General features: G+C 67.5%; 19 protein-coding genes. All 19 read right to left on the bottom strand.

Annotation, left to right across the window (positions count from 1 at the left end; all coding sequences use genetic code 11):
- Positions 1 to 126: 126 nt before the first annotated feature.
- Positions 127 to 306 (bottom strand): hypothetical protein, encoded by a 180-nt coding sequence (locus tag E6G92_01305; GenBank protein TMJ18518.1) that lies wholly within the window; start codon positions 304 to 306, stop codon positions 127 to 129.
- A gap of 118 nt (positions 307 to 424) precedes the next feature.
- Positions 425 to 886, bottom strand: coding sequence for a hypothetical protein (locus E6G92_01300; protein TMJ18517.1), 462 nt, complete (start codon positions 884 to 886; stop codon positions 425 to 427).
- A 321-nt stretch (positions 887 to 1,207) separates the two neighbouring features.
- Positions 1,208 to 5,527 (bottom strand): RHS repeat-associated core domain-containing protein, encoded by a 4,320-nt coding sequence (locus E6G92_01295; GenBank protein ID TMJ18516.1) that lies wholly within the window; start codon positions 5,525 to 5,527, stop codon positions 1,208 to 1,210.
- Positions 5,524 to 5,739 (bottom strand): hypothetical protein, encoded by a 216-nt coding sequence (locus E6G92_01290; GenBank protein TMJ18515.1) that lies wholly within the window; start codon positions 5,737 to 5,739, stop codon positions 5,524 to 5,526. Before E6G92_01290 ends, E6G92_01295 begins: the two co-directional genes overlap by 4 nt.
- A 101-nt stretch (positions 5,740 to 5,840) precedes the next feature.
- Positions 5,841 to 6,902 carry a DNA-directed RNA polymerase subunit alpha gene (locus E6G92_01285; protein ID TMJ18514.1) on the bottom strand — a complete coding sequence of 354 codons (1,062 nt, stop codon included), beginning with the start codon at positions 6,900 to 6,902 and terminating at the stop codon, positions 5,841 to 5,843.
- Between the two features lie 91 nt (positions 6,903 to 6,993).
- Positions 6,994 to 7,383, bottom strand: coding sequence for a 30S ribosomal protein S11 (gene rpsK / locus E6G92_01280; protein ID TMJ18513.1), 390 nt, complete (start codon positions 7,381 to 7,383; stop codon positions 6,994 to 6,996).
- Positions 7,384 to 7,474: 91 nt separating this feature from the next.
- Entirely contained in the window at positions 7,475 to 7,843 is a 369-nt protein-coding gene (rpsM, locus tag E6G92_01275) for a 30S ribosomal protein S13 (GenBank protein ID TMJ18512.1), read from the bottom strand.
- A gap of 182 nt (positions 7,844 to 8,025) precedes the next feature.
- Positions 8,026 to 9,048, bottom strand: a complete 1,023-nt coding sequence (gene nagZ / locus E6G92_01270) for a beta-N-acetylhexosaminidase (GenBank protein ID TMJ18511.1) — start codon at positions 9,046 to 9,048, stop codon at positions 8,026 to 8,028.
- Positions 9,049 to 9,054: 6 nt separating this feature from the next.
- Entirely contained in the window at positions 9,055 to 9,747 is a 693-nt protein-coding gene (locus tag E6G92_01265) for an SPOR domain-containing protein (protein TMJ18510.1), read from the bottom strand.
- Positions 9,747 to 11,474 (bottom strand): arginine--tRNA ligase, encoded by a 1,728-nt coding sequence (locus E6G92_01260; protein ID TMJ18509.1) that lies wholly within the window; start codon positions 11,472 to 11,474, stop codon positions 9,747 to 9,749. Before E6G92_01260 ends, E6G92_01265 begins: the two co-directional genes overlap by 1 nt.
- A gap of 285 nt (positions 11,475 to 11,759) precedes the next feature.
- Positions 11,760 to 12,929, bottom strand: a complete 1,170-nt coding sequence (locus E6G92_01255) for a deoxyguanosinetriphosphate triphosphohydrolase (GenBank protein TMJ18508.1) — start codon at positions 12,927 to 12,929, stop codon at positions 11,760 to 11,762.
- Complete coding sequence (locus E6G92_01250; protein ID TMJ18507.1) at positions 12,856 to 14,658, bottom strand: hypothetical protein; 1,803 nt, start codon at positions 14,656 to 14,658, stop codon at positions 12,856 to 12,858. The genes E6G92_01255 and E6G92_01250 overlap by 74 nt, the downstream gene beginning before the upstream one ends.
- A 125-nt stretch (positions 14,659 to 14,783) precedes the next feature.
- A complete protein-coding gene (ftsZ, locus tag E6G92_01245) occupies positions 14,784 to 16,274 on the bottom strand; it encodes a cell division protein FtsZ (protein TMJ18506.1) in 1,491 nt (496 codons plus the stop codon).
- Positions 16,275 to 16,394: 120 nt separating this feature from the next.
- Complete coding sequence (gene ftsA, locus E6G92_01240) at positions 16,395 to 17,666, bottom strand: cell division protein FtsA (protein ID TMJ18505.1); 1,272 nt, start codon at positions 17,664 to 17,666, stop codon at positions 16,395 to 16,397.
- On the bottom strand, positions 17,666 to 18,601 hold the full coding sequence (locus tag E6G92_01235) for an FtsQ-type POTRA domain-containing protein (GenBank protein ID TMJ18504.1): 936 nt from the start codon (positions 18,599 to 18,601) through the stop codon (positions 17,666 to 17,668). Before E6G92_01235 ends, ftsA begins: the two co-directional genes overlap by 1 nt.
- Positions 18,598 to 19,515, bottom strand: coding sequence for a D-alanine--D-alanine ligase (locus E6G92_01230; GenBank protein ID TMJ18503.1), 918 nt, complete (start codon positions 19,513 to 19,515; stop codon positions 18,598 to 18,600). Before E6G92_01230 ends, E6G92_01235 begins: the two co-directional genes overlap by 4 nt.
- A gap of 139 nt (positions 19,516 to 19,654) precedes the next feature.
- Positions 19,655 to 20,716 (bottom strand): UDP-N-acetylmuramate dehydrogenase, encoded by a 1,062-nt coding sequence (gene murB, locus E6G92_01225; GenBank protein ID TMJ18502.1) that lies wholly within the window; start codon positions 20,714 to 20,716, stop codon positions 19,655 to 19,657.
- The gene (locus E6G92_01220) at positions 20,713 to 22,122 is read right to left on the bottom strand and encodes a UDP-N-acetylmuramate--L-alanine ligase (protein ID TMJ18501.1); all 1,410 of its coding nucleotides are present in this window, start codon (positions 22,120 to 22,122) and stop codon (positions 20,713 to 20,715) included. The genes murB and E6G92_01220 overlap by 4 nt, the downstream gene beginning before the upstream one ends.
- Positions 22,119 to 23,279, bottom strand: coding sequence for an undecaprenyldiphospho-muramoylpentapeptide beta-N-acetylglucosaminyltransferase (gene murG / locus E6G92_01215; protein ID TMJ18500.1), 1,161 nt, complete (start codon positions 23,277 to 23,279; stop codon positions 22,119 to 22,121). Before murG ends, E6G92_01220 begins: the two co-directional genes overlap by 4 nt.
- Positions 23,280 to 23,400 lie beyond the last annotated feature (121 nt).

Here is a 23,400-nt window from a genome sequence, read left to right as displayed (position 1 = left end):
GCATAAAAAATAGGGCCGCTTGGCAACGGCCTCCATTCCTGTTTCAGCACCGGCTCGAAATGGCAGTGGCGCAACGTTACCCGGACGTTGCAGTGAATCCGCTGGCATCGCTTCGAGACCAGGCCCTCACCTCAGCTTGGCGATCTTCAGCCCGTCCGCCGCCGCACGATTCTTGATCGATTCCTCGCTTCGGGTGAGGGCGCGCGACAGCGCCTTCAGCGCCATGCCCTTCCTGGCGAGCGCGTGCAGCTTCTGGATCTCGTCGCTGGTCCAGGCCTGCTTGTGCCGCTCGAAACGCTCCCCCATCGCCCCACTCCCCCGAAAACGAAAAGGGACCGCCGAGCCGGCGGCCCTCCTTAGTTTCCCGGCGCGGTCTAGCATTTCGGGGCGAAGGCGTCAGCCCGGCATTTCCGGCCCGATCGTCTCATTCGGAATTCAGTGTCCTGTCACCGCATGTTTCGGGGCCGCCGCAGTAACTGTCCCCTCGCGCCCACAGCCGGCCGAGCGGGTCGTAGTCGAGCACCGCCCCTGCGCCGCCGCCGGTCGCCATGACGAGGCGGTTCTCGATGTCGTAGGTGTAGGCGTGGACGCCGTCGCCGGTGAGGTTGCCGTTGAGGTCGTAGGCGAAGCTCGGGCCGCCCGTCGCGGCGATGTACTGGTTGAGCCCGTTGGTGGTGTAGGGGCGAGCGACGGCGTAATGCGAGCCCCACGCGAACGCATCATTGTCGCGGAGAAAGGGCTCAAAACCGCAGCGCCTACGCAGCTCCCGAGAGAGCGAGCGAGGCAGGGGGGGGCAATTAGGTATTGTGTCCCCGGAATTCTTAATCCCTGTTGCGAAAAAGCACCATCGCCACGGAATTGGCGAAGATCGAGACGGCCAATCCAAGTAGACCCATCTTTATCGCTCCAGTCAAATTGAAGTCTATAAAAATAGAAAATATAGTAAATGTTACGCAGAACAGTGATGCCATTACCGTTATTATACGCCAAGGCGTCGCCCTGGATTCCTTCATGTAAATTGCCGTTATTATAAAATATCCGCTAACAGTTCCGAAGAACAATGTGCTAAAGAGTGCCAAGGATATAGATTTCACATATCCAAGCACTTCCGGGCGTTCGACGACAACGCCCCATGCGAAAAGTGCAGCTGTTACCAGGACAACTTCAACGAGGCGGCCGGTTAGCCAAGTAACTTTCCAACGTTTCATCAACATCCTCGAATTCGAGTACCTGTAAGATTGCATCCGCCGCTTTGCCGAATCTCCCGAATCAGGCCCATGCCAATGGCCTCGCGATGATCCTGGTTGCCGAAGTCTAAGCTACCGCCAACCTGCTCGCGCACCTGGCCCAGGACGCGATTATACGCCGCGTCGGTGGTTAGTGGGACACCTGTCCCAGAGTTTAGAAGACCGTTAGCTTCGGTCACTAGTCGATCATAGGCTGCGGAGTCGCTCCGCCGAAGACCGTTGAGGTAACCTTGAACGTGGGACTGTTCGGCGTGCACCAGCGCCCGGTCCAAGCGGCCGCCGCTGAGGCGACTTCCGGCGGCCTCTTGAAACATGCGTATGTTTCTCTGTTGAAGCTGTCCGCTTATAGCCGACATGTGCCCCCGATACTCTCTGCTGGTTGCCAGCTGCGGGCCAGGATACGGCAATTGTAAGCTACCGAACATGGTCATTGTTGCGGCCGCCGCAGCGAAAAAGCGGGTCTTCCCATTTAGCCCTTGATCCATGGCGGCGTACGCCCTTGCTCTGGTGCAGTATTCACCCAATACATTGCTAGTAAAAGATAGGCATGCCTCTCCGCTTGGATCGGCCGCATTGACCGGATCATTCCCCACGTAAGCATAGAGATTGAACTGGTCGTCATACCCGATCGGATCGGCCTGCAGGAACCGACCAAGATAGGGCGAGTAGACCCGCGCCTTGTAGTAATACATGCCGATCTCGGCGAGCCACGCCTGGCCGGTATACTGGAATCGGCCCGAGTTGAGATTGACGCCCTGCGGATTTATGGCGGGGATGCCGTATTCGTCGTAGCGGTTGATCGCGCTGAGCGCGCCCATCGCGCCGGACAAGGCGACGATCGATCCCTGGTGGTCGGGGTGGAGATAGACCGGCGCGGCGAGAGTCTGATCGTTATAGGCGATCACCGGAACGTCGGCGCCGTCCCAGTGGACGTAGCGGCGGGTCATCGTCCCCGCGGCGTTATATTCCACGACGAGCGCGTCGCCGTCGTAGACGAAGGTGGTGGCGTTGCTCCCCGAGGTCACCCGCCACAGCCGGCCGAGCGGGTCGTAGTCGAGCACCGCCCCTGCGCCGCCGCCGGTCGCCATGACGAGGCGGTTCTCGATGTCGTAGGTGTAGGCGTGGACGCCGTCGCCGGTGAGGTTGCCGTTGAGGTCGTAGGCGAAGCTCGGGCCGCCCGTCGCGGCGATGTACTGGTTGAGCCCGTTGGTGGTGTAGGTCCGGTTCACCCCATAATGGCCGGTCCAGGCGTAGAGATCGTTGTCGCGCGCGATCGAGGCGATCTGGCCGGCCGGATTGTGGCCGTAGAGCCAGAGCACGTCGTTGGGGCCGCTGCCGCCATAGATGTAATAATGGCCGAGCCCGTTCAGCCGGCCGACGCCGTCGCGCGAGGTCCAGGTCGAGGCGCCGTTGCCGCGGCTCTGCCCGGCGGGGAGGCCGTCGGGCCGGTAGGAGCTATAGTAGCGCGCCGAATTATCGGCCGAGGCGAGGTAGAAGGGCCGTCCGAGGCCGTCCCGTTCATAGGAGAACCAATTGCCGTCCGGATGGGTGATCCGGGCGCGGCCGCCGTTCGCATCGTAGTCGTGATTGAGCGTGCGGGTGACGCCGCCCAGGTTGATGCTGCTCGAGAGAAGCCGGCCGAACCCGTCATAGCTGTTGGTCACGCCCTCGCCGGTCGGCGAATCGAACCGGGCGAAGAGCTGCCGATCGCCGAGATCGTAGCCGTAATGGACGTCGCGGGTCTGGCCCCCGCTCAGCGCCTGCGGGCCCGACGGGCGCTCGGGCACGATCTTTGAAATCACCCGGTTGAGATTGTCGTAATTGTAGGTGAGCGTCGATCCGTCGCGCTTGCGCAAGGACGTGCGGTTGCCGGCGGCGTCGTACCAATATTGCTCGTGGTCGGCAGTGCTCACCTGGGTGGGCGTGGTCGGCGACGGGAACCAGAGGTGCGAGCGGCGGCCGAGGCCGTCATAGTCGTAGCGAGAGGTGTTGCCGTTGCCGTCGATGACATTCAGGAGGTTGCCGTTCGCGGTATAGCCATATTGTACCTCGATGGCGGCATCGCCGGTTTCCACCCCCTGGTGTACCTCGGTGATCTGGCCGGCGGCGTCGTAAACGTTCCTGGTGATCCGGTCGGGATCGCTTCCCGCTGGTGTCGTCTGATGGCAGGCCGGGGCAGGCGGCGCTCCGAATGAAGCAGGATTCATTCGCACCGCGGTGCATTCGAGCCGGCCGAGCGCGTCGTAGCTATATTCGGCGCGCGTCACGATCGCGCCGGCGGCGCCATCGGCGCGAACCCGCTCCATGATCTTGCGGCCATTGCCGTCGTAGACCGTCTCGGCGGTCCGATTGGGCGTGAAGCCGGTCCAGTCGGCCGGCCGAACGCTTTCGCTCTGAAGCGACGCGAGGGTGCCGGTTTCGACCCTGATCAGCCGGTCGGCGGAATCGTAGCTGTTCCTGACCGCGAGCCTCGGCAGCGCTTCGGTCCCGTCCGGATCGGGGCTGATCGTGCCGGCCAGCCGCCCGTACGCGTCATAGCGATTGTAGGAGGTGTCGGCAGTGCCCTGCATCGGGCCGTCCGTGGCGATCAGGCGGCCGGCGGCGTCGTAGGTGAAGCTTGTGGTCAGGGTCGCCGTCTGCCCCTGCGTAACATCGATCCGACGCTCGGCGCTGGGCAGCAGGGTGTTCTGCCAATAATCATATTCGGTCTGGATCGGCGCGTTCGTGCCGCAAGTCGTGCCAGGGCCGGCATCGTTGCAGATGCGCACGGCGGAGCGTCGGCTGAGTCCTCCGGTCGAAACGGTGTAGACGATCGAGGTCCGGCGTCGAACGCCGTTCGCGTCGGCGGGATCGACCTGCTCGGTCAGCTGGCCGAGCGTATTATAGGCGTAGTCCGTCTGGCGATTGGGATTTTGAAATCCGTCGCGGGTCCAGCTCGGCCGCCAGCATAGCGGCGTGGTCCGCGGCACGGCAGGGCAGGTCGATACGTCGTAATGGGCCGTCTCGGTGATCGGCGAGAGGCCCGAGCCGGGCTTCGGGGTGGCCGTTCGCGAGATGATGTTCCGATATTCGTCGTAGACGACGCCGACCTCGTTCAGCTCGGGATAAATGATCCGGTAGGGCCGATCTTGTCCGTCGTAAAAATAAGAGGTGGTCCGCCCGAGCCCGTCGCGGGCGCTGGTGAGCGTCGTATGGATGCGGTTGGTCGCCAGATCGTAGACGCTGTGGTAGGAGTTCGCGACGTTGTAGACTTGGCTCGATCCGTCGGGCGCGGTCGCCGTCATCCTGTCGAATATGTAGTGCAGGGTGCCCGGCTGCGTGTGGAGATTGACGTAGCTGTAGGTCCAGCCCACGCCGTCGCGATCGACCGTTGCCACCGGAGAAAGGCCGCTGGTCGCCGCGCTGACCTGTAGCGAGGGCGAAAGCTCGCCCGGCAATTGCATCGATCCCGACCCGACCTCGGGGCTGGCGCCCATCGCGCTGACGCAGCCCTGGCACGTATAGGTGCGGCCGGCGGAATCGCCTGCGCCATATTCGGTGATCGTCGCGCCGCCATAGGCGAACCGGCGCAGCGCCGTGCTCTCGTCGGCGGCCGCGTATATCGCGGCCTCGGTGACGCGTTGCCAGTCGTTGGAGTTCGGGTCGCTGTCGTCCGCGTAGGTGAGCTTGATCAGGTAGCCGAGGCTACTGGTGATCCGGTAGGGACGAACGGACATTCGCCCGAAGGGGGCCCCATTCGGCACCGCGTTGTAATGATAGGCGATCACCTCGCCGTTCGCATAGGCCGCCGTTGTGGCGTAATAATTGTAGGACGGGGTCGGCGACGTGTCGTTGAGCGCCGGCTGGGCGAACGTCCAGACCGTGGCCGAACCCCGCTCGGTGTAGACTCGAATGTTCGGGTTGAAGGTCGAGCCGGTTCCGGTCACGCTCAGGCAATCGGATTCGACGCAGTCGAACGCGTCCGACGTCGCCGACCCGATATGGATCGCATAAGTTCTCTGAACCTGCTCCGCGCCGCTCGCGGTCAGTCTCTTTCCGTTGAGGAAAGGGGCGGCGTTCTGGAGCCGGTCGAAGCGCAGGTTCGGCGCGCCCGGAACCGACAGCGCCGGCGGCTCGATCGTCGTCCTGCCGTCGAGGACATTGACGTTGTTCTGGTCGGTCGCGAGCTGGAGAGGCGCAATCTCCGCTGGCGCGTTCTGGGCTCGGGCCGCGACGGCCGAGCCAAGCGCGAGCAGCGCGGTGAAACCGGCGGCCAGACGCCGCACAAGAAGGGAGCTCATTGGGGCGGCGCGTTCGGCGAGACGACGTTGACGTTGGTCCGGTTGTCGGCCTTGTCGTATTTATATTCGGCCGAGACGTTGTTGTTGACCGTTCCGCTCCGAACGACCTTCACCAGCCGCCCGCGCGAATCATAGCTGTAGCTGATCGTCTCCGAAGCGATGGCCGTCGCCGTCACGGCGGCCGAAGCCAGCGCGAGCATGATTTTCTTCATATATAAAGGCTCCCCGCCGGTTCGAATCGAACGGCGGGTTTCATGTTGCAGCAGGGGCCGCCCGCGGGCGGCCCCTGATGGATTCGATAAGGACGAAGCGGTTAGCCGAGCAATTCCTGCTCGAGCTTCTTCGCCATCTCCTCGATGTTTTCCGGCGGCCAGCCCGGGATATCCATCCCGAGCCGAAGCCCCATCGAAGCGAGAACTTCCTTGATCTCATTGAGCGACTTGCGGCCGAAGTTCGGCGTCCGCAGCATCTCGGCCTCGGTCTTCTGCACCAGATCGCCGATATAGATGATGTTGTCGTTCTTGAGGCAGTTGGCGCTGCGCACGCTGAGCTCCAGCTCGTCCACCTTCTTGAGCAGGTAGCGGTTGAGCTGGTTGGCGTCGGCTTCGCTTTGCTCGGCGCTCGGCACGGCGACTCCGGCCATGGTCGGGACCTGCGCCATGCCCTCGTCGAAGTGGACGAACAGCTGGAGCTGGTCCTGCAGGATGCGGGCCGCATAGGCGATGGCGTCGTCGGGCGAGATCGTGCCGTCGGTCTCGACCGTCAGGGTCAGCTTGTCATAGTCGAGCTCCTGCCCAACGCGGGTGTTCTCGACCTTGTAGCTGACCTGACGCACCGGGCTGTAGAGCGCGTCGACCGGGATGAGGCCGATCGGCGCGTCGACCGGGCGGTTCGAGGCGGCGGGGACGTAGCCCTTGCCGGTCTCGGCGGTCAGCTCGATGTTGAGCGTCGCGCCCTCGTCCAAATGGCAGATGACGAGATCGGGGTTCATCACCTCGATGTCGCCGGTCACCGCGATCTGGCCCGCCGTCACCTCGGCCGGGCCGGTGGCGGAGAGCTGGAGGCGCTTGGGCCCCTCGCCTTCCATCCTGAGCGCGACCTGCTTGACGTTGAGCACCATGTCGGTGACGTCCTCGCGCACGCCGGCCAGCGAAGAGAATTCGTGAAGCACGCCCTCGATCTTGATCGAGGTCACCGCCGCGCCCTGGAGCGAGCTCAGCAGCACCCGGCGCAAGCTGTTGCCGAGCGTCAGGCCGAAGCCGCGCTCGAGCGGCTCGGCGACGAAGGTCGCCTTGCGGCGGGCATCCCCGGTCGCCTTCTTCTCGAGGCTGTTCGGCTTTTTCATTTCCTGCCAGTTCTTTGCGTTGACGGCCATGGGGTTCCTCTGGCGTTGGGGAAGGCGTCCCTTCCCTATTTCTAACTTCTACTTCTTCTGCCCGGCCACGGCGCTGGAGCCGCGGACGAAATCAGACTCGGCGGCGCTTGGAGGGGCGGACGCCGTTGTGCGGGATCGGGGTCACGTCGCGGATCGAGGTGATCTGGAAGCCGACCGCCTGGAGGGCGCGAAGAGCGCTCTCGCGGCCCGAGCCCGGGCCCTTGACCTCGACCTCGAGCGTGCGGACGCCGTGCTCGGCGGCCTTCTTGCCGGCATCCTCCGCCGCGACCTGGGCCGCATAAGGCGTGCTCTTGCGGCTGCCCTTGAAGCCCATCATGCCCGCCGAGCTCCACGCGATGGCGTTGCCCTGGGCGTCGGTGATGGTGATCATCGTGTTGTTGAAGCTCGCATTCACGTGGGCGACGCCCGCCGTGATGTTCTTGCGCTCGCGCCGCCTGATGCGCTGAGGTTCGCGTGCCATATCGTTTCTATCCTACCTAAATTCCGAATAACCGCTCATCCTGAGGAGCGGCTGAGCGAAGTCGAAGCCGCGTCTCGAAGGACCGGACGAATTACTTCTTCTTGCCGGCGATCGGCTTGGCCTTGCCCTTGCGGGTGCGCGCATTGGTGTGCGTGCGCTGGCCGCGGACCGGGAGGCCCTTGCGATGACGAAGCCCGCGATAGCAGGCGAGGTCCATCAAACGCTTGATGTTCATCGCCGTCTCGCGCCTCAGGTCGCCCTCGACCTGGTGGTCGGAGTCGATCGCCTCGCGGATGTGGAGGACTTCCTGGTCGGTCAGGTCCTGGACCCGGCGCTCGCTCGGGATCCCGAGCTTGGCGGCGATTTCCCTGGCCTTGGTGCGGCCGATGCCGTGAATGTAGGTAAGGGCGATCTCGACCCTCTTGTTGGTCGGGATGTTGACGCCCGCGATACGTGCCATCGATGTTTCTCCTGCTCCACAGGCCGCTTTGGCATCGCGGCCTATCTCAGCGCTTCTTGGGTCCCGCGAAACAGACAAAGCCGACAGGCGCACGAGTGCGCCGCCGGGTCAGCCGGTTAACGGGATGGGCGCCATTTAGGGAGCGGTTTTCCCTCTGTCAACAGGCCGAGACGCCGGAAAGTTCAGGCGGCGGCATCCGGAATCATCGCCAGCAGCGAGTCGCGCTTTTCGGCGAGCGCGGCGAATTCGTGCACGGAATGCTTGCCGCCTATCCGGGCCATCGCCCGGGCGAGACGCTCGCGGGCCGCGCCGGTCATCTCGCCCAAGCCGGACGCCACCTGCCTGCTCTCCCCGATCGCGCCGGAGCAATGCAGGACGAGGTCGCAGCCGGCGGCGATCGCCGCCGAAGCGCGCTCTTCCAGGCCGTCCGGCAGAGCGTCCATTCCCAGGTCGTCGCTTATCAGAAGCCCGTCGAAGCCGATCGTGCCGCGGACGATTTCGTCGACGATTGTCGGCGATATGGTGGCCGGCAGATCCGAGTCCCAGGCCGGGTAGAGCAGGTGCGCGGTCATCGCCATCGGCGCATCGTGGAGGGCGCGGAACGGAGCCAGGTCGAGCGCCAGCTCCTCCCGCGAGGCATCGACGACCGGAAGCTCCTTGTGGCTGTCGGCGCGGGCGCGCCCGTGGCCGGGCATGTGCTTGACGACGCCGAGGACGCCGCCCGTCTGGAGCCCGTCCAGGATCGCCCGGCCGAGGGCCGCGACTCGCATCGGCTCGGCGCCCAGCGCGCGATCGCCGATCACGTCGTGCGCCCCCTCCTGGCGGACATCGAGCAAGGGCAGGCAGTCGACGTTGATCCCCACCTCGGCCAGCATCACCGCGAGCGCCTCGGCGTTGACCCGGACCGCTTCGATCGCGCTGATCGGCGCGATCTCGTAGAGCTCGGCGAAGCGCCAGGGTGCCGGGAAAGCGGGCCATTCCGGCGGCCTCAGCCGCGCGACCCGGCCCCCTTCCTGGTCGATCAGGATCGGCAGATCGCCCCGCCCCGTCAGATCGCGAAGCGAATCGGTCAGCGCCCGAAGCTGTGCCTTGTCGGCGACATTGCGATCGAACAGGATGAAGCCGGCGGGCCCGGTCTCGGCGAAGAAGGCGCGCTCGTCCTCCGTCAGGACGGGCCCCGAAAGCCCGAGGATTGCGGGAAGCATTCGCCGCTAGTTGACGATCGCGCAGGTCTCGCCCGCCGCCCGGAGGCGACGGCAGACGTCGGACGCGCCGGGGCCGGACGCGCGCAGGCGATAATAGGTGCGTCCGTTCACCTCGGCGGTGGCCACCGAGTGGCTGAGCGGCGCGAGATAGCGGAATCGGCCCGAAAGGCTCGTCCACGCGCCGTTCGCCGATGCGCCGCTCGAAAAGGCGCCGAGCTGAATCGTTGCTCCGCCGGCAGCCGGCGCGGGCGCAGGCGCCGGAGGCGCCGGTGGGGCCGGGGCGGCGACCGGCGGGGCCGGAGCCGGAGCCGGAGCCGGAGTAGCCGGCCGCGGCGCGGCGGTCACCGGCGCTTCGGGCACGGCGTTGACGTTCAGATTGCCCTGCGGCTGCCGGCCGGCGCTGGCGGCGGCGGAGACGTCGCCTTCGCCGGAGACGTTCATGCCCCCGGGATCGGCCGGGCGAACCTTATAGTCGCCTTGCGGCGCGGCGATGACCTCGCCGGTCGCGTCCTGACCGCGATTGCCGAGCCAGAACAGCCCGCCGACGATGACTCCGATGGCGACGAGGCCGATGACGATCGCCGCGACCAGCTTGGCGATCGAAGGCCCCTCGGCGTCCTCCTCTTCGACCGCCTCCAGCCAGGGAAGCCGGTCCTCGCCCCCGGCCTGGAGCGCGTCGTCCGAATCGTCCTCGCCCATCACAGCATCTCCTCGGCTGCCGCCACTCCCATGACGCCAAGGCCGTTGCGCAATACTTGCCCGATCGCGTCGGCCAATTCCAGCCGCGCGCGTGTCAATTCGGGATTCTGTGCCATCAGGAAACGCTTTTCGGGCTCGTCATTGCCCTTGTTCCACTGGGCGTGGAAGGCGGCGGCGAGGTCGCCGAGGTAGAAGGCGATGCGGTGCGGCTCGTGGCTCGCGGCGGCCGCCTCGACGATGCGCGGGAATTGCGACGCCAGCTTGACCAGCGCCAGCTCGTCCTCGTCGAGCAGCGAGAGGTCCGCCTCGGCGGGAAGATCGACGCCCGCCTCCTTGGTCCGCCGGTGGAGCGAGCAGATCCGGGCATGGGCATATTGGACGTAGAAGACGGGATTGTCCTTCGATGCCTCGACCACCTTGGCGAAATCGAAATCCATCTGCGCGTCGTTCTTGCGCGTGAGCATGGTGAAGCGGACGACGTCCCTGCCGACCTCCTCGACCACCTCGGCCAGGGTGACGAAGCTGCCCGAACGCTTCGACATCTTGACCAGCTCTCCGGCGCGCAGCAACCGGACCATCTGGACCAGCTTGACGTCGAGCGCCGGGCGGCCGGCGAGCGCCTCGACCGCGGCCTGGGTCCGCTTCACCGTGCCGGTATGATCGGCGCCCCAGACGTTGATCAGCTCGTCCGATTTTTCGAGCTTCTGCATGTGATAGGCGGTGTCGGCGGCGAAATAGGTCCAGCTGCCGTCGGACTTCCTGATCGGGCGGTCCTGGTCGTCGCCGAACTGTGTCGAGCGGAAGAGAAGAAGCTCGACCGGCTCCCAATCATCGGCGGTCTTGCCCTTGGGTGGCGGCAGGGTGCCGGTGTAGACCAAGCCCTTCTCGCCGAGCAGTTCGAAAGCGCGCTCGACGGCTCCCGATTGCTGGACTTCGTATTCCGATGCGAACAGATCGTGATGGACGCCGAGCGTGGCGAGATCGGCCCTGATCAGGTCGAGCATCGCCGCAACCGTCTTGCGGCGGAACGTCTCCAGCCAGAGGCTTTCCGGGGCGTCGGCATAAGTATCGCCGAATTCCGCCGCGAGCGCTTCGCCGACCGGCTTCAGATAATCGCCGGGGTAGAGGCCTTCCGGTATCTCGCCGATCTGCCGCCCCAGCGCCTCGAGGTAGCGCAGGTGCGCGGAGCGGGCGAGGACGTCGACCTGGGCGCCGGCGTCGTTGACGTAATATTCGCGCACCACCTCGTGGCCGGCATATTCGAGCAGGCTGGCCAGCGCGTCGCCGACCACCGCCCCGCGGCAATGGCCCATGTGCATCGGCCCGGTCGGATTGGCCGAGACATATTCGACGTTGACCGTCCGTCCCGCGCCCATGGCCGAGCGGCCATAATCCGCGGCGCCGGCGAGGATCGCGCTCAGCTCCTCTTCCCAGACGACCCGGTCCAACCGGATGTTGATGAAGCCCGGCCCCGCCACCTCGGCGCTCTCCACGGTGCCCAGATCTGCGAGGCGCGGCGCTATGGCTTCAGCCAGCGCGCGGGGATTCATCCCGGCGCGCTTCGCGAGCACCATCGCCGCATTGGTCGCGAGATCGCCGTGCGAGGCGTCGCGCGGTGGCTCGACCGCGACCGAGCCGCGCTCGATCCCCGGCGCCAGAACGCCGTCGGCTTCGAGGACATCGAGCACATCGTTCACATGCGCGGCAAAGCGGGCGTAGAGCGTCACGGGCACTTTCCAAAAACGAGGGAGGCGCGGCTCTAGACGATGCGGCTGGGGATTTGAAGGTTATGCTCGGGGATGGCCCAGGGGTCCGGACTCAAGTGGAAGTCGGGTGTCGCTGTCAATCAAGGGAGTCACCCCGGCGAAAGCCGGGGCCCATGAACCAAAGTGGTCGAGCGGACGGCGGCGGCGATCTTACTTCACCTCGAAGACCGTGTTCATGGGTCCCGGCTTTCGCCGGGATGACTCTGTAAATCAAATGAAAGCCGCCCGGCCGATTGAGTCCGGACCCTAGCCGACGATCGTCGCGATACGTCGCTGAGCGCTGCCCGGCTCGACGCCGAAGATGGTGTCGTGGCAGCGCACCGCGAAACGATCCGTCATCCCCGCGACGAAATCGCCGATCCCGCGCAGCAGGTCCTCATCGCCTTTCGGCCGCCATTCGGGCGGAAGCAGACCGGGGTCTGCGCGATAGGCCCCGAAAAGGCGCGCGAGCAGCGCCTGCGCCTCGGCGCGCACCGCCTTCACCTCGGGAGCGTCGTACATCCGCGCGTAGAGGAAGCGCTTGAGGGCCCGCTCCTCGCCTGCGAGCGCTTCGGAGAAGCCGGCGAGCGAGCGCCCCGCCCCGCGCACCGCCTCGACCGAGCCGATCCCTTCGGCGCGCAGCCGAGTCTCGGCCAGAACGTCGGCGACCATCAGGCCGATCAGCTCGCGCACCAGCTCCGGCACCAGCCGCGCCTCCTCGATATCGGGATAGCGCGCCACAACCGCGTCCCAGGTCCGCGCCACCAGCGGAACCTCGAGCAGTTCCTCGAGCGTGAACAGTCCCGCGCGCAGCCCGTCGTCGATGTCGTGATTGTCGTAGGCGATGTCGTCGGCGATGGCGGCGACCTGCGCCTCGAGGCCGGGCCAGCATTCCAGCTCCAGCGGCCATTCGGAATCGGCCTCGGCCAGCGCCCAGGGCGCTCCCGTCACCGGCCCGTTATGCTTGGCCAGCCCCTCCAGGGTTTCCCAGCTGAGGTTGAGGCCGGAAAAGCGCGGATAGGGGCTCTCCAGGCGGGTCAGCAGCCGGATCGTGTGCGCATTGTGGTCGAAGCCGCCAGCCTCGGCCATCGCTTCCTTGAGCACGTCCTCGCCGGCATGGCCGAAGGGCGGGTGGCCGATGTCGTGGGCAAGGGCCAGAGCCTCGGTCAGATCCTCGTTGATGCCGAGCGCGCGCGCCAGCGTTCGGGCGATCTGCGCGACCTCCAGGCTGTGGGTCAGGCGGACGCGATAATGGTCCGCGTCGGGCGAGACGAACACCTGGGTCTTGTGGCGGAGGCGGCGGAACGGGATCGAATGGATGATCCGGTCGCGGTCGCGCTGGAAGGCGTCGCGCGGCCCGCGATTAGCGCGATCGTCTTGTGCGTGAAGACGCCCCCTGCTCAGGTTCGGATCGGTTGCGAGAGGCGCGAGACTCATTGGCGGCGGTCCGTCCCTGCTCCTGTCGCGGCCTCGCTCCGGCGCCGGCCGAGCGCGGCGCCTCGGCGGTCTGGAGCCGCTCTATCTCCTGGCCCGCGGCGCTTGTCCAGGCGAAAGCCCGGACGTCGCGCTGGCTCAGCTGGTTGACGAAAGCCTGCGCCTCGCGCTCGCTTTCGAACGGCCCGACCAGCAGCCGGTTGGTGGCGTTCGCCGGGGTGGTGTAGGCGGTCCGGCTGCGCAGCAGCGCGCCCGCCTGCTCGCGCAGGCGAGCGAGCTCGCGCGGCATCGAGGAGCGATTGGCGCCGCCGGCCACCTGCACCCAGTGGCGCGCCGGATTGGGCGGCGGCGCATTGCGCCTGGCGCGCTCGCGGGAAGGCTGCGCCTCGGCGATGCGAGTCTCGCGAGCAGCGCGCGGCGAAGGCGGTGCAGTGCGCGCCGCAGGGCGCGGCGTCGTTTGCTCGGGCGGCAACGACTGAACGAGCTCGGCGACCGCGCCGAAATCGGTCGGCCGGGTAACGGCAGGCTGCGGCGATGGCGGAACGTCCACCGCCGGCGCCGAGAAGCTGAATCCCGGCGCGGCCGGGGCACTCGTCGGAACGTCCGCCGGCTGGACGGCGGGCTCGGAGGGCGGCGGCGAAGCAGCCGCGGGCTCGGCCGGCGGCAGCTCGGAGCGGAGCGACTGGGGCTCCGGCCGTGGCGGCTCGGAGCGGGCCGGCTCGGCCTGGGCTAGCTGAACCCCCTGGGAGCGCGGCTCGACCGCCGGAGCCTCGACGGCGCCCCGCCGGGTCCGGATCAGAGTCGCGACCGGCGCATCCTCCGTGCGCGGACGGCGGCGCTCGCGGCGACCCAGCGGCTCGGCCGGCTGGGGCCGGGCGTGGGCCGGCTCAGGGGCCGGCTCCGCATAGCTCGCGACCTGCATCGATCGCGCGCTTGCCGGAAAGCGGCCGAAATGGACCGCCGCGGCCTTCTGCGCCGGAGTCAGCATGTGAAGCCGCTGGAAGAAGGGCATCATCGCCTGTGCGTTCGCGCTCGCCAGCATCCGCCCGGCCGTATCCTCCGCGCCGCGGGCGTCCCCGGTCAGCGCAAGGACGAAGGCCTGCGCGCGCCAGCCGGCGCGGTCGCGGCGGCGGAGCTGCGCGTCGAGAACCTGAAGCGCCTGATCGCGATGCCCGCTGATCGCCAGCGAAAGCGCGAGGCGGCGCTCGATCTCGGGATCGGCGCCGCGGCGCAAGGCAAGGGCATAATCCTGCTGGGCGCGATGCTGCTCGCCCGACAGATCGTAAGCGAGGCCCCGGTCGGCGGCGATCTCGCCTTCCGGCGCGCCGAGCGCGACCGCCCGGGCGAACAAGGGCAGCGCCTGGTCGGCCCGCTCCATCCGCACCAGCGCCGTAGCCATCCCGGCCTTTACGCGCCCGTTCGACGGGTCGATCTCGTCGGCCCGGGCGTAAAAGCCGAGGGAAGCCTCAGCATCGCCCATGGCGATGGCGGCGCGGCCGGCGCCGATCAGTGCGTCGAGCGAGCGCGGATTGTTGGCCAGGGTGACGAGGTTGCGGCGAAGCTCCGCCCCCGGGCCGTTGTCGAGCGGCTGGACGATGGCCCCGGGCGGCAGATTTGCGCGCGGCTGTGGATCGCCCGCATCCATTTCCTGGGCGCGAACGGAGCTGGTTGCAAAAAAGATCCCCATCGCCGCGAGCGACAAGCCGCGGCGAAACCCCACCGATAAAGTCATCGGACCTGTAAACAGGTCTTCGGCCCCGGACGCAATCGCCCGGAGGGCCTGCCTGCGGCCAGCCGGTTTCGCCGAAGGGTGAAAGGCGCCCCTCCCCGCCCGCGAAGGCGGGGAAGGCCGGAATTTTACTGATTGTTCTGCCGGTTGAGGAAACGCGGGATGTCGAGCGGGTCGCGCGTGCCGGTGCGCATCCGCGGACCCTCCTCGCCGGCCTCGTCGTCGACCTGGGCCTTGGCCGCGCCGCGGGCGATGTTCGACATCCGCTCGAACAGGGTTCCGCCCTCGCGCATCGGCTGCGCCTGGGGCGCCGCCGGCGCCTCTTCGCGGGTCAGCCAGGAACGGTTGCCGTTGCCGATCGGGACGTCCTCGATCGCGACCGGGCCGCTCTCCGGCTCGCCGTCGTCGGCGGTCATGTCGACGCTGTCGAGCAGAAGCTCGTCGCCCTCGTCTTCGTCCTCGGCCATCGCAGTCGCCGACGCGGCGGCAGGCTCCTCGTCGTCCATGTCCATCGCCGGGGCTTCGTCGGCCGCCGTCTCGGGCGGGGTGAGCGTGATCGCCGGCTCGGGCGCGGCTTCGGTGCGCGGCGGCTCGGCGGCGCGCGCCGCCGGGAAGGCGAAGACCTTGGCCGGCTGAGGCAGCGGCATGATCTCCTCGGCCCCGATTCCGGTCGCCACGACCGAAACCCGGATCTTGCCGTCGAGCTCGTTGTTGAACGCCGAGCCCCAGATGATGTTGGCGTCGGGATCGACCAGCTCCTTAATGTGATTGGCGGCCTCGTCGACCTCCATCAGGCGCATGTCCTCGCCGCCGGTGATCGAGATGATCACGCCCTTGGCGCCGCGCATGGAAACGCCGTCGAGCAGCGGATTGGCGATCGCCTGCTCGGCGGCCTCGATGGCGCGGTTGTCGCCATAGCCTTCGCCGGTGCCCATCATCGCCTTGCCCATCTCGCTCATCACCGATCGGACGTCGGCGAAATCGAGATTAATGAGGCCGGGCATGACCATCAGATCGGTGATCCCGCGAACGCCCTGCTGGAGAACCTCGTCAGCCATCATGAACGCTTCCTTGAAGGTCGTGTTCGGATTGGCGATGCGGAACAGGTTCTGGTTGGGAATGACGATCAACGTGTCGACATGCTGCTGAAGCTCGGCGATTCCGGCCTCGGCCGAGCGGCCGCGGCGCGCGCCTTCGAAGCTGAACGGCTTGGTGACCACGCCGACGGTGAGGATGCCGCGGTCGCGCGCGGCCTTGGCGATGATCGGCGCGGCGCCGGTGCCGGTGCCGCCGCCCATGCCGGCGGCGATGAAGCACATGTGTGCCCCGTCGAGCGCGGCCTCGATCTCGTCGATCGCTTCTTCCGCCGCGGCCTTGCCGATCTCGGGCCTAGAGCCCGCGCCGAGACCTTGGGTGATCTTCAGGCCGAGCTGGATCTTGCGGTCCGCGAGGCTGTGGTTGAGCGCCTGGGCGTCGGTGTTGGCGACGATGAAGTCGACGCCCTGGACCTCCGACTGGATCATGTTCGCGATGGCGTTGCCGCCCGCGCCGCCGACGCCGATCACGCTGATCCGGGGACGCAGCTCCTCCACCTCGGGTCGGATGAAATCGATGCTCATGCGCAGTCTCCCCTATGCCCTGGCGCAATACGGCGCGCTCCCTCTAAGGCCTTTTGCACGAAGCGATTCTGCCGTGCGAGTAAAAAGTTAACGCTCACTTCAGGTTTTCCCCAGATTTCATCAATACTGAGTCCGAAATGCCGCAATCAGGCGCTGAATCCAGCCGCCGCCGCCCTTGTCCGCAGGGCCTCCGGCGCCGCTGAAGCCGCTCCTGAGGTCGTTCTCGTCCGCCGCCGCGAACAAGGCGAGGCCCGCGAGCGTCGAAAAGGCCGGGCCGCTATGGGCTTCGGGAAGGCCGGGAATGGCCGGCCGGCCGATCCTGACCGCGCGGCCGAGCACGCCCTGGGCATAGTCCGCGATGCCCTTGAGCTCGGCACCGCCGCCGGTCAGCACGACCTGGCGGCCGAAGGGGCCGGAAAAGCCCAGTTGCTTGAGCGCGCCCTCGATCTGGGCGGTGAGATGCTCGAGCCGCTGGCGGATCACCGCGACGAGCTGGGCGCGGGTGATGCGCGCGGCCTCGATCCCCTCCTGGCTGCCGGCGATCGGGGCCAGCTCGATCATGTCGTGATTGTCGCGCGGGGAGGTCATCGCCGAGCCGTAGAAGCATTTGATCCGCTCGGCCTCGGCGCGGCGGGTGCCGAAGGCGGCGGCGATGTCGTCCGTGATGTCGGCTCCGCCCATCGCCAGCGACTTCAGGCCCACCAGCATTCCGCCGGCGAAGACCGACACGTTGGTCACTCCTCCGCCCAACTCGACAAGCGCAACACCCAACTCGCGCTCCTCCTCACTCAAACAGGCCTTCCCAGCCGCGACCGGCGAGGCGACGATCGCTTCAACGCCCAAGTGAGCGGATCGGACGCACAGATCGAGATTTTTGACCGGCGAGGGGTCGGCGGCGATGACGTGGATGTCGACCGCGATCTTGTCCGCATGGAGGCCGCGCGGCTGCTTCACGCCGTCGACTCCGTCGATCGTGTAGAAAGCGGGGATTGCGTGGAGGACCGTGCGGCCGTCCGGGTCGATCGAATCCTGGCCGGCGCCGAGCAAAGCGTCCACGTCCTCGGCGGTGATCCGCCTGCCCCCGATCGCCACCTCGACTCCGGCGACGTTGCTGACCAATCCGCCGGCCGAAAAGCCGACGAACACCTGGTCGATATTGGTGCCGGCGATGCGCTCCGCCTGCTCGACGGCCTCGCGGATGGCGGTCTCGCTCTTCTCCATGTCGGCGATGAAGCCGCGCTTGACTCCGCGGCTCTCGCGCTGGCCGGTGCCGAGGATGCGCAATTTGCCGTCCTCGCCAGGCTCGGCGATCAGAGCGCACACCTTCGAGGAGCCAACGTCGAGCGCGGCCACGAGATTGCGGATCGGAATGGTGGGCGCCCGCCGCCCCATCAAATCGTCCTCGCCAGGTCTTGCGGAATCTGGCCCGCGTCGGGCGGTGCGACGGCCGGCACGATCGCGCCGGGCTCACGGGAGATGCGCACATAGGTGCGGTGCGGATCGCGCATGTCGATCCGGGCGAAGCCGCGGCCGAGCAGCGGATCCTGCTGGTCCATCAGGGCGAAACGCCCGATCGCGCGGCGGGCCTCGTCGCCGCCCTCGGGAAGCGCGAGCCATTCGCCGCTCTGGAAGTGTATGTCCCAGCGGCGCTGGCCGACCCAGGTCGCGCCGGCGATCTGCGCGCGCAAGCGAGGGGCGGCCTGGAGCAGGGCGGTGAGGCCGGCGATATGGCGGTTGGCGTCCGGGCCGATCACCAGCGGCAAATCGGGCATCGCCTCGACCCGAACCGGCTCGAGCGCCACGCCCTCGCCGTCGATCAGCGTCAGTTGCCCGGCCTGCTGCCAGATCGCGACCGGCTGCCGCTCGACCACGTCGATCACCAACGTGTCGGGCAACCGGCGCGAGACCCGCGCCTCGCGGATCCACCCGAAGCGAAGCAGCCGCTCGCGAGTCGCCCCGAGGTCGACCAGCGGCATGGCCATCGAATCCTGATCGAAGGCGACGTTGTAGATGGCGAGCCGCGAGACTCGCTGCGCGCCGGTAATCTCCACCCGGCGAAGGGTGAAGCCGGCGCCTCCGACGCCCTCGCCGAGCGCGAGGCCGGCAAGCTGCGGCAGGCGGAAGGCGAGCACCGCGGCGACGATCACTACGCAGGTTATCGTCGCCAGGACCATGTTGCCGATCCGCCGCGCCCAGCCCGGCGAGACCCCAAGCGACTCGAGCAGGCCGGGCTTCTTCTTCGGCCGCCTCGTGCCGACGCTTCGCGGCGCGCTGCGCGGCCTCTGGCGGCCGCGCGCCGGAGCGCCTCGGGCGATCCTGGTCGTCACAGCGCCGCCTCCACGATCCGCTCGACCAGGGTCGCATAGTCGATGCCGCGCGCTTTGGCCTGCTCGGGCACGAGGCTCAGCGGAGTCATTCCGGGCTGCGTGTTGACCTCGAGCAGATAGAGGCCGCTCAGACCCATGTCGTCGTCCCAGCGGAAATCGGAGCGCGAGGCGCCCTTGCAGCCGAGATGCCGGTGGGAATCGAGCGCCATCCGCATCGCCGCGTCGGCCACTTCGGTAGGGATGTCCGCCGGGCAGACATGCTGGGTCATCCCGTCCGTATATTTGGCGTCGTAATCGTAGAAGCCGGACTTGGGGCACAATTCCGTCACCGCCAGCGCTTCGTCGTCGAGCACGGCGACGGTCAGCTCGCGGCCGCGGATGAAGGGCTCGGCGAGAAGCCGCTCGAAATGCTTCCACGGCCCTTCGACGTCTCGCCCGATCGGATCGCCTTCATTGCCGTCCGCGGTGACGATCGCCACGCCCACCGAAGACCCCTCGTTGACCGGCTTCAGCACATAAGGCCGGGGCATCGGATCGCCTTCGTAGAGGCTTTCGCTGGCGACGATCTTCCCCTCCGGCATCCGGATGCCGTGGGGAACGAGGACCATTTTGGTCAGCTCCTTGTCGATCGCGATGACCGAGGTTTCGAGTCCGCTATGGGTATATTTGAGGCCCATCAGGTCCATCAGCCCCTGGACCGTTCCGTCCTCGCCGGGGGTGCCGTGGAGCGCGTTGAAGACCACGTCCGGCGCGGCCTCGGCGAGCCGCTGGGCGACGTCGCGGCCCATGTCGATCCGGGTCACCGTGTGGCCGCGGCCTTCCAGCGCGTCGGCGACTCCATTGCCGGTGACGAGAGAGACCTCCCGCTCGGACGACCAGCCGCCCATCAGCACCGCGATACGGAGGGGCTTCATAGATCCTCCCCGGCACGGGGAGGGGGACCGCGACGCGAAGCGGCGCGGTGGAGGGGGCCCGGAGCAAGGCGCGGGGCCCCCTCCACCATGCTGCGCATGGTCCCCCTCCCCGTCCCGGGGAGGATTTGTGGTCGCCGCTTCACCCGCTTGTCCCCACGCGCTGTATTTCCCACTCCAGCTCCACCCCGCAATTCGCCTTCACCCTTCGCCGCACTTCCTCCCCCAGCGCCTCGATCTCGGCCGCGCTCGCCTCGCCCAGGTTGAGGAGGAAATTGCAATGCTTCTCCGATACTTGCGCGTCGCCGATGCGCAAGCCCCTGCAGCCGGCCTGGTCGATCAGCTGCCAGGCCTTGGCGGCGGGCGGGTTCTTGAAGGTCGAGCCGCCGGTGCGGCTCCGAAGCGGCTGGGAGGCTTCGCGCTCGGCGGCGATCCGATCCATCTCCGCGCCGATCTCGGCACGCTCGCCTGGAACGCCCTCGAACAGCGCCTCGACGACCACCGCGCCTTCGGGCACTTCACTGTGCCGGTAGGTGTAGCCGAGCCGCTCGCGCGGCCAGGTGACGATCTCGCCGCTCCGCAGCACCAAAGTCGCCTCGATGAGGATGTCGGCGACCTCGTGCCCGTAGGCGCCGGCGTTCATCCTAACCGCGCCGCCGGCGGTCCCGGGAATGCCGCGCAGGAATTCGAGGCCGGCGACATGCGCATCGCGCGCCTTGGAGGCGACGGTGATTCCCATCGCCCCGCCCCCGGCGCGGACCCGGTTTCCCGGCTCGATATGGACATGGCTCATCGCCTTGGGCAGGCGAACGACGACGCCCGGCACGCCGCCGTCGCGGACGATCAGGTTCGAGCCGACGCCCACGGGCAGAACCGGAACGTCGGAATCGAGCGCGCGCAGGAAATCGGCGAGGTCCTCCACGCTGGCGGGCCGGACCAGCCATTCGGCCGGGCCGCCGGTGCGGAACCAGATGAAGTCGGCGAGGCTGCCGCCGCGCTCGGCGGTTCCGAGCAACCCAGGAATCCCCGTTCGCCCCGAGCGAAGTCGAGGGGCCCTATCGAGCGGAGGCGAGATGCCTTGCCTCGGCTCCGCTCGGCCGGGTGTCTCGACCTGACCCGCAGGGTCAGGTTTATCCTGAGCGACGTCGACAGGCGGCGTCGAAGGGCTCGACACGTACGGGTTTTGAGGATTTACCACGCTCATGCCGCGCGCGCCTTGCGGATGCCGTCGGCGAGGCCGGCGGCCCATTTCGTGATGTCCCCCGCCCCGAGGCAGATCACCATGTCGCCCGGGGCGGCGAGATCGCGCAGCTGGCGGCAGACCTCCTGCGGGTCGGCGACGGCGACCGCGCCGAGATGGCCGCGCTCCTTCATCCCCTCGACCAGAGCCTCCGAATCGACACCCTCGATCGGCGACTCTCCCGCCGCGTAGACCGGCGCGACCAGCACCACGTCGGCGTCGTTGAAGGCCGATTGGAAGCCTTCCATCAGATCGTGGAGGCGGGTGTAGCGGTGCGGCTGGACGACGGCGATGACCCGGCCGGCCGCTCCCTCACGCGCGGCCGAGAGCACGGCCTTGATCTCGACCGGATGGTGTCCGTAATCGTCGATGATCGTCACCCCGTCGACCTCGCCGACCTTGGTGAAGCGGCGCTTCACGCCGTGGAACTTGTCGAAGCCGTGGGCGATCACTTCGTCCGCGATGCCTAGCTCTGCGGCGACTCCGATCGCCGCAAGCGCGTTCTGGACGTTGTGGCGCCCCGGCATCGGAAGCTCGATTCCGGTGATCGTTCGCACCTCGCCGGTGCGGTCGCGCAAGCTGACGTCGAAGCGGTTGCCGCCCGGATAGGGGACGACGTTCTCTCCGCGAACGTCGGCCTGTGCGGCGAAGCCGTAGGTGACGATTCGCCGGTCGCGAAGGCGCGGGATGATCGATTGCACCTCGCCATGGTCGACGCAGAGCAAGGCGGCGCCGTAGAAAGGCACGTTCTCGATGAACGCGACGAACGCGTCCTTGACCTGATCGAACCCGCCATAATGATCGAGATGCTCAGGGTCGATATTGGTGACCACGGCGATCGTCCCGTCGAGCCGGAGGAAGCTGCCGTCGCTCTCGTCGGCCTCGACGACCATCCAGTCCGAGCTGCCGAGCCGGGCGTTGGAGCCGTAGGCGTTGATGATCCCGCCGTTGATCACGGTGGGGTCGATGCCGCCAGCGTCGAGCATCGCGGCGATCATCGAGGTGGTGGTCGTCTTGCCGTGCGTGCCGGCCACGGCGACCGTCGACTTGAGGCGCATCAGCTCGGCGAGCATTTCCGCGCGGCGAACGACGGGAATTCGGCGCTCATAGGCCGCGACGACCTCCGGATTGTCCTTCCTGACCGCGGTGGAGGTGACGACGACCGCTGCGTCGCCGAGATTCTCCGGCGCGTGGCCGATGGTCACCGCGATGCCGCGCTTCCTCAGGCCCTCGACCACGTAACCGTCGGCCATGTCGGAGCCCTGCACCTTGTAGCCGAGGATGCACATGACCTCGGCGATGCCCGACATGCCGATGCCGCCGATGCCGATGAAGTGGATCGTGCCGATGTCGGTGCCCACACCTCTCATGCCGGAACGCCTGCCGTCATGGGGCGAAGCACGGCCTCGCGGGCGAAGGCAACGTCCAGCCCCGGATCGCGCCCGGTCTCCTCCACGAGGTCGGCGAGATCCCTGGCCGCATTCGGGCGCCCGACCGAGCGGGCGCGGGCCGCCGCATTGGCGAGCGCCTCGGGATCGAGGCCGAGCTTCTGCATCTGCTTGGCGAGCTCGATCGGCGTGAACCGGTCCTGCGCGATCGTCCGGGCGCCGCCGGCTTTGGCCATCTCGCGCGCGTTGAACGTCTGGTGATCGTCGGTCGCGCTCGGCAGGGGCACGAGGATCGCCGGCCGCCCGGCGGCGGTCAGCTCGGCGATGGTCGACGCGCCGGCCCGGGCGATGACCAGATGGGACCAGCCGAGACGCTCGGGCAGATCGGGAAGATAGGTGGCGAGCTCGGCCGGAATGCCGAGCGAGGCGTAGCGGGCGCGGACCTCTTCGATGTCCTCTGCCCGGCACTGCTGGGTTACCTGCAGCCTGCGGCGGAAATGCTCGGGCAGAAGGCCCAGCCCTTCGGGAACGACCTGCGAGAGGATCGAGGCGCCCTGGCTCCCGCCGGTGACCAGCAGGCGGAACACGCCGTCCTCGGTCAGCACCGGAAAAGGCTGGTCGCGAAGCGCGAGCACTTCGTCGCGCACCGGATTGCCGACCAGCCGCGCCTTGTCCCGCGCCTTGGCGGGCAGCCGCTGGACCTCGTCATAGGCGGTGGCGATCGCGTCGACCTTTCCGGCCATCAGCCGGTTGACCCGGCCGAGCACGGCGTTCTGCTCGTGCACCAGCGAAGGGATCCTGTCGCTGCGCGCGGCGAGCAAAGCGGGAAGAGCCGGATAGCCGCCGAAGCCGATCACCGCTGAGGGAAGGAAGGTCTCGTAGAGCCTCAGCGCCATCGTCCGCCCGGTGAGGATGTCGCGCCCGGCCTTCAGCCAGCCGACCGGCCCGCCGCCGAGCCGCCCGGCGGGGAGGACGTGGACCTGGGCTTTCTCGAACAGGCCGGGGATGCGCGCGCCGCGATCGTCGGTGATCAGCGCCACGCGATGGCCGCGAAGCAGCAATTCCTCGGCGAGAGCATGGGCCGGGATCATGTGCCCGCCCGTGCCGCCGGCGGCGAGGACGTAGTGGCGCGAGATCATGACAACACCTCCTCTCCCTTTGAGGGAGAGGGATACGGAGCCTTGGCGACGAAGGAGCCTAGGCGGAGTTGGGAGAGGGTGACAGCGTCGGAGATAATTCGCTGGCGCTGTCCCCCTCTCC

Source organism: Alphaproteobacteria bacterium (assembly GCA_005883305.1).
Classification (GTDB): Bacteria; Pseudomonadota; Alphaproteobacteria; order Sphingomonadales; family Sphingomonadaceae; genus Allosphingosinicella.
The sequence above is the reverse complement of the archived record's forward strand: the minus strand, read 5'-3'. Positions and strand labels throughout refer to the sequence as shown.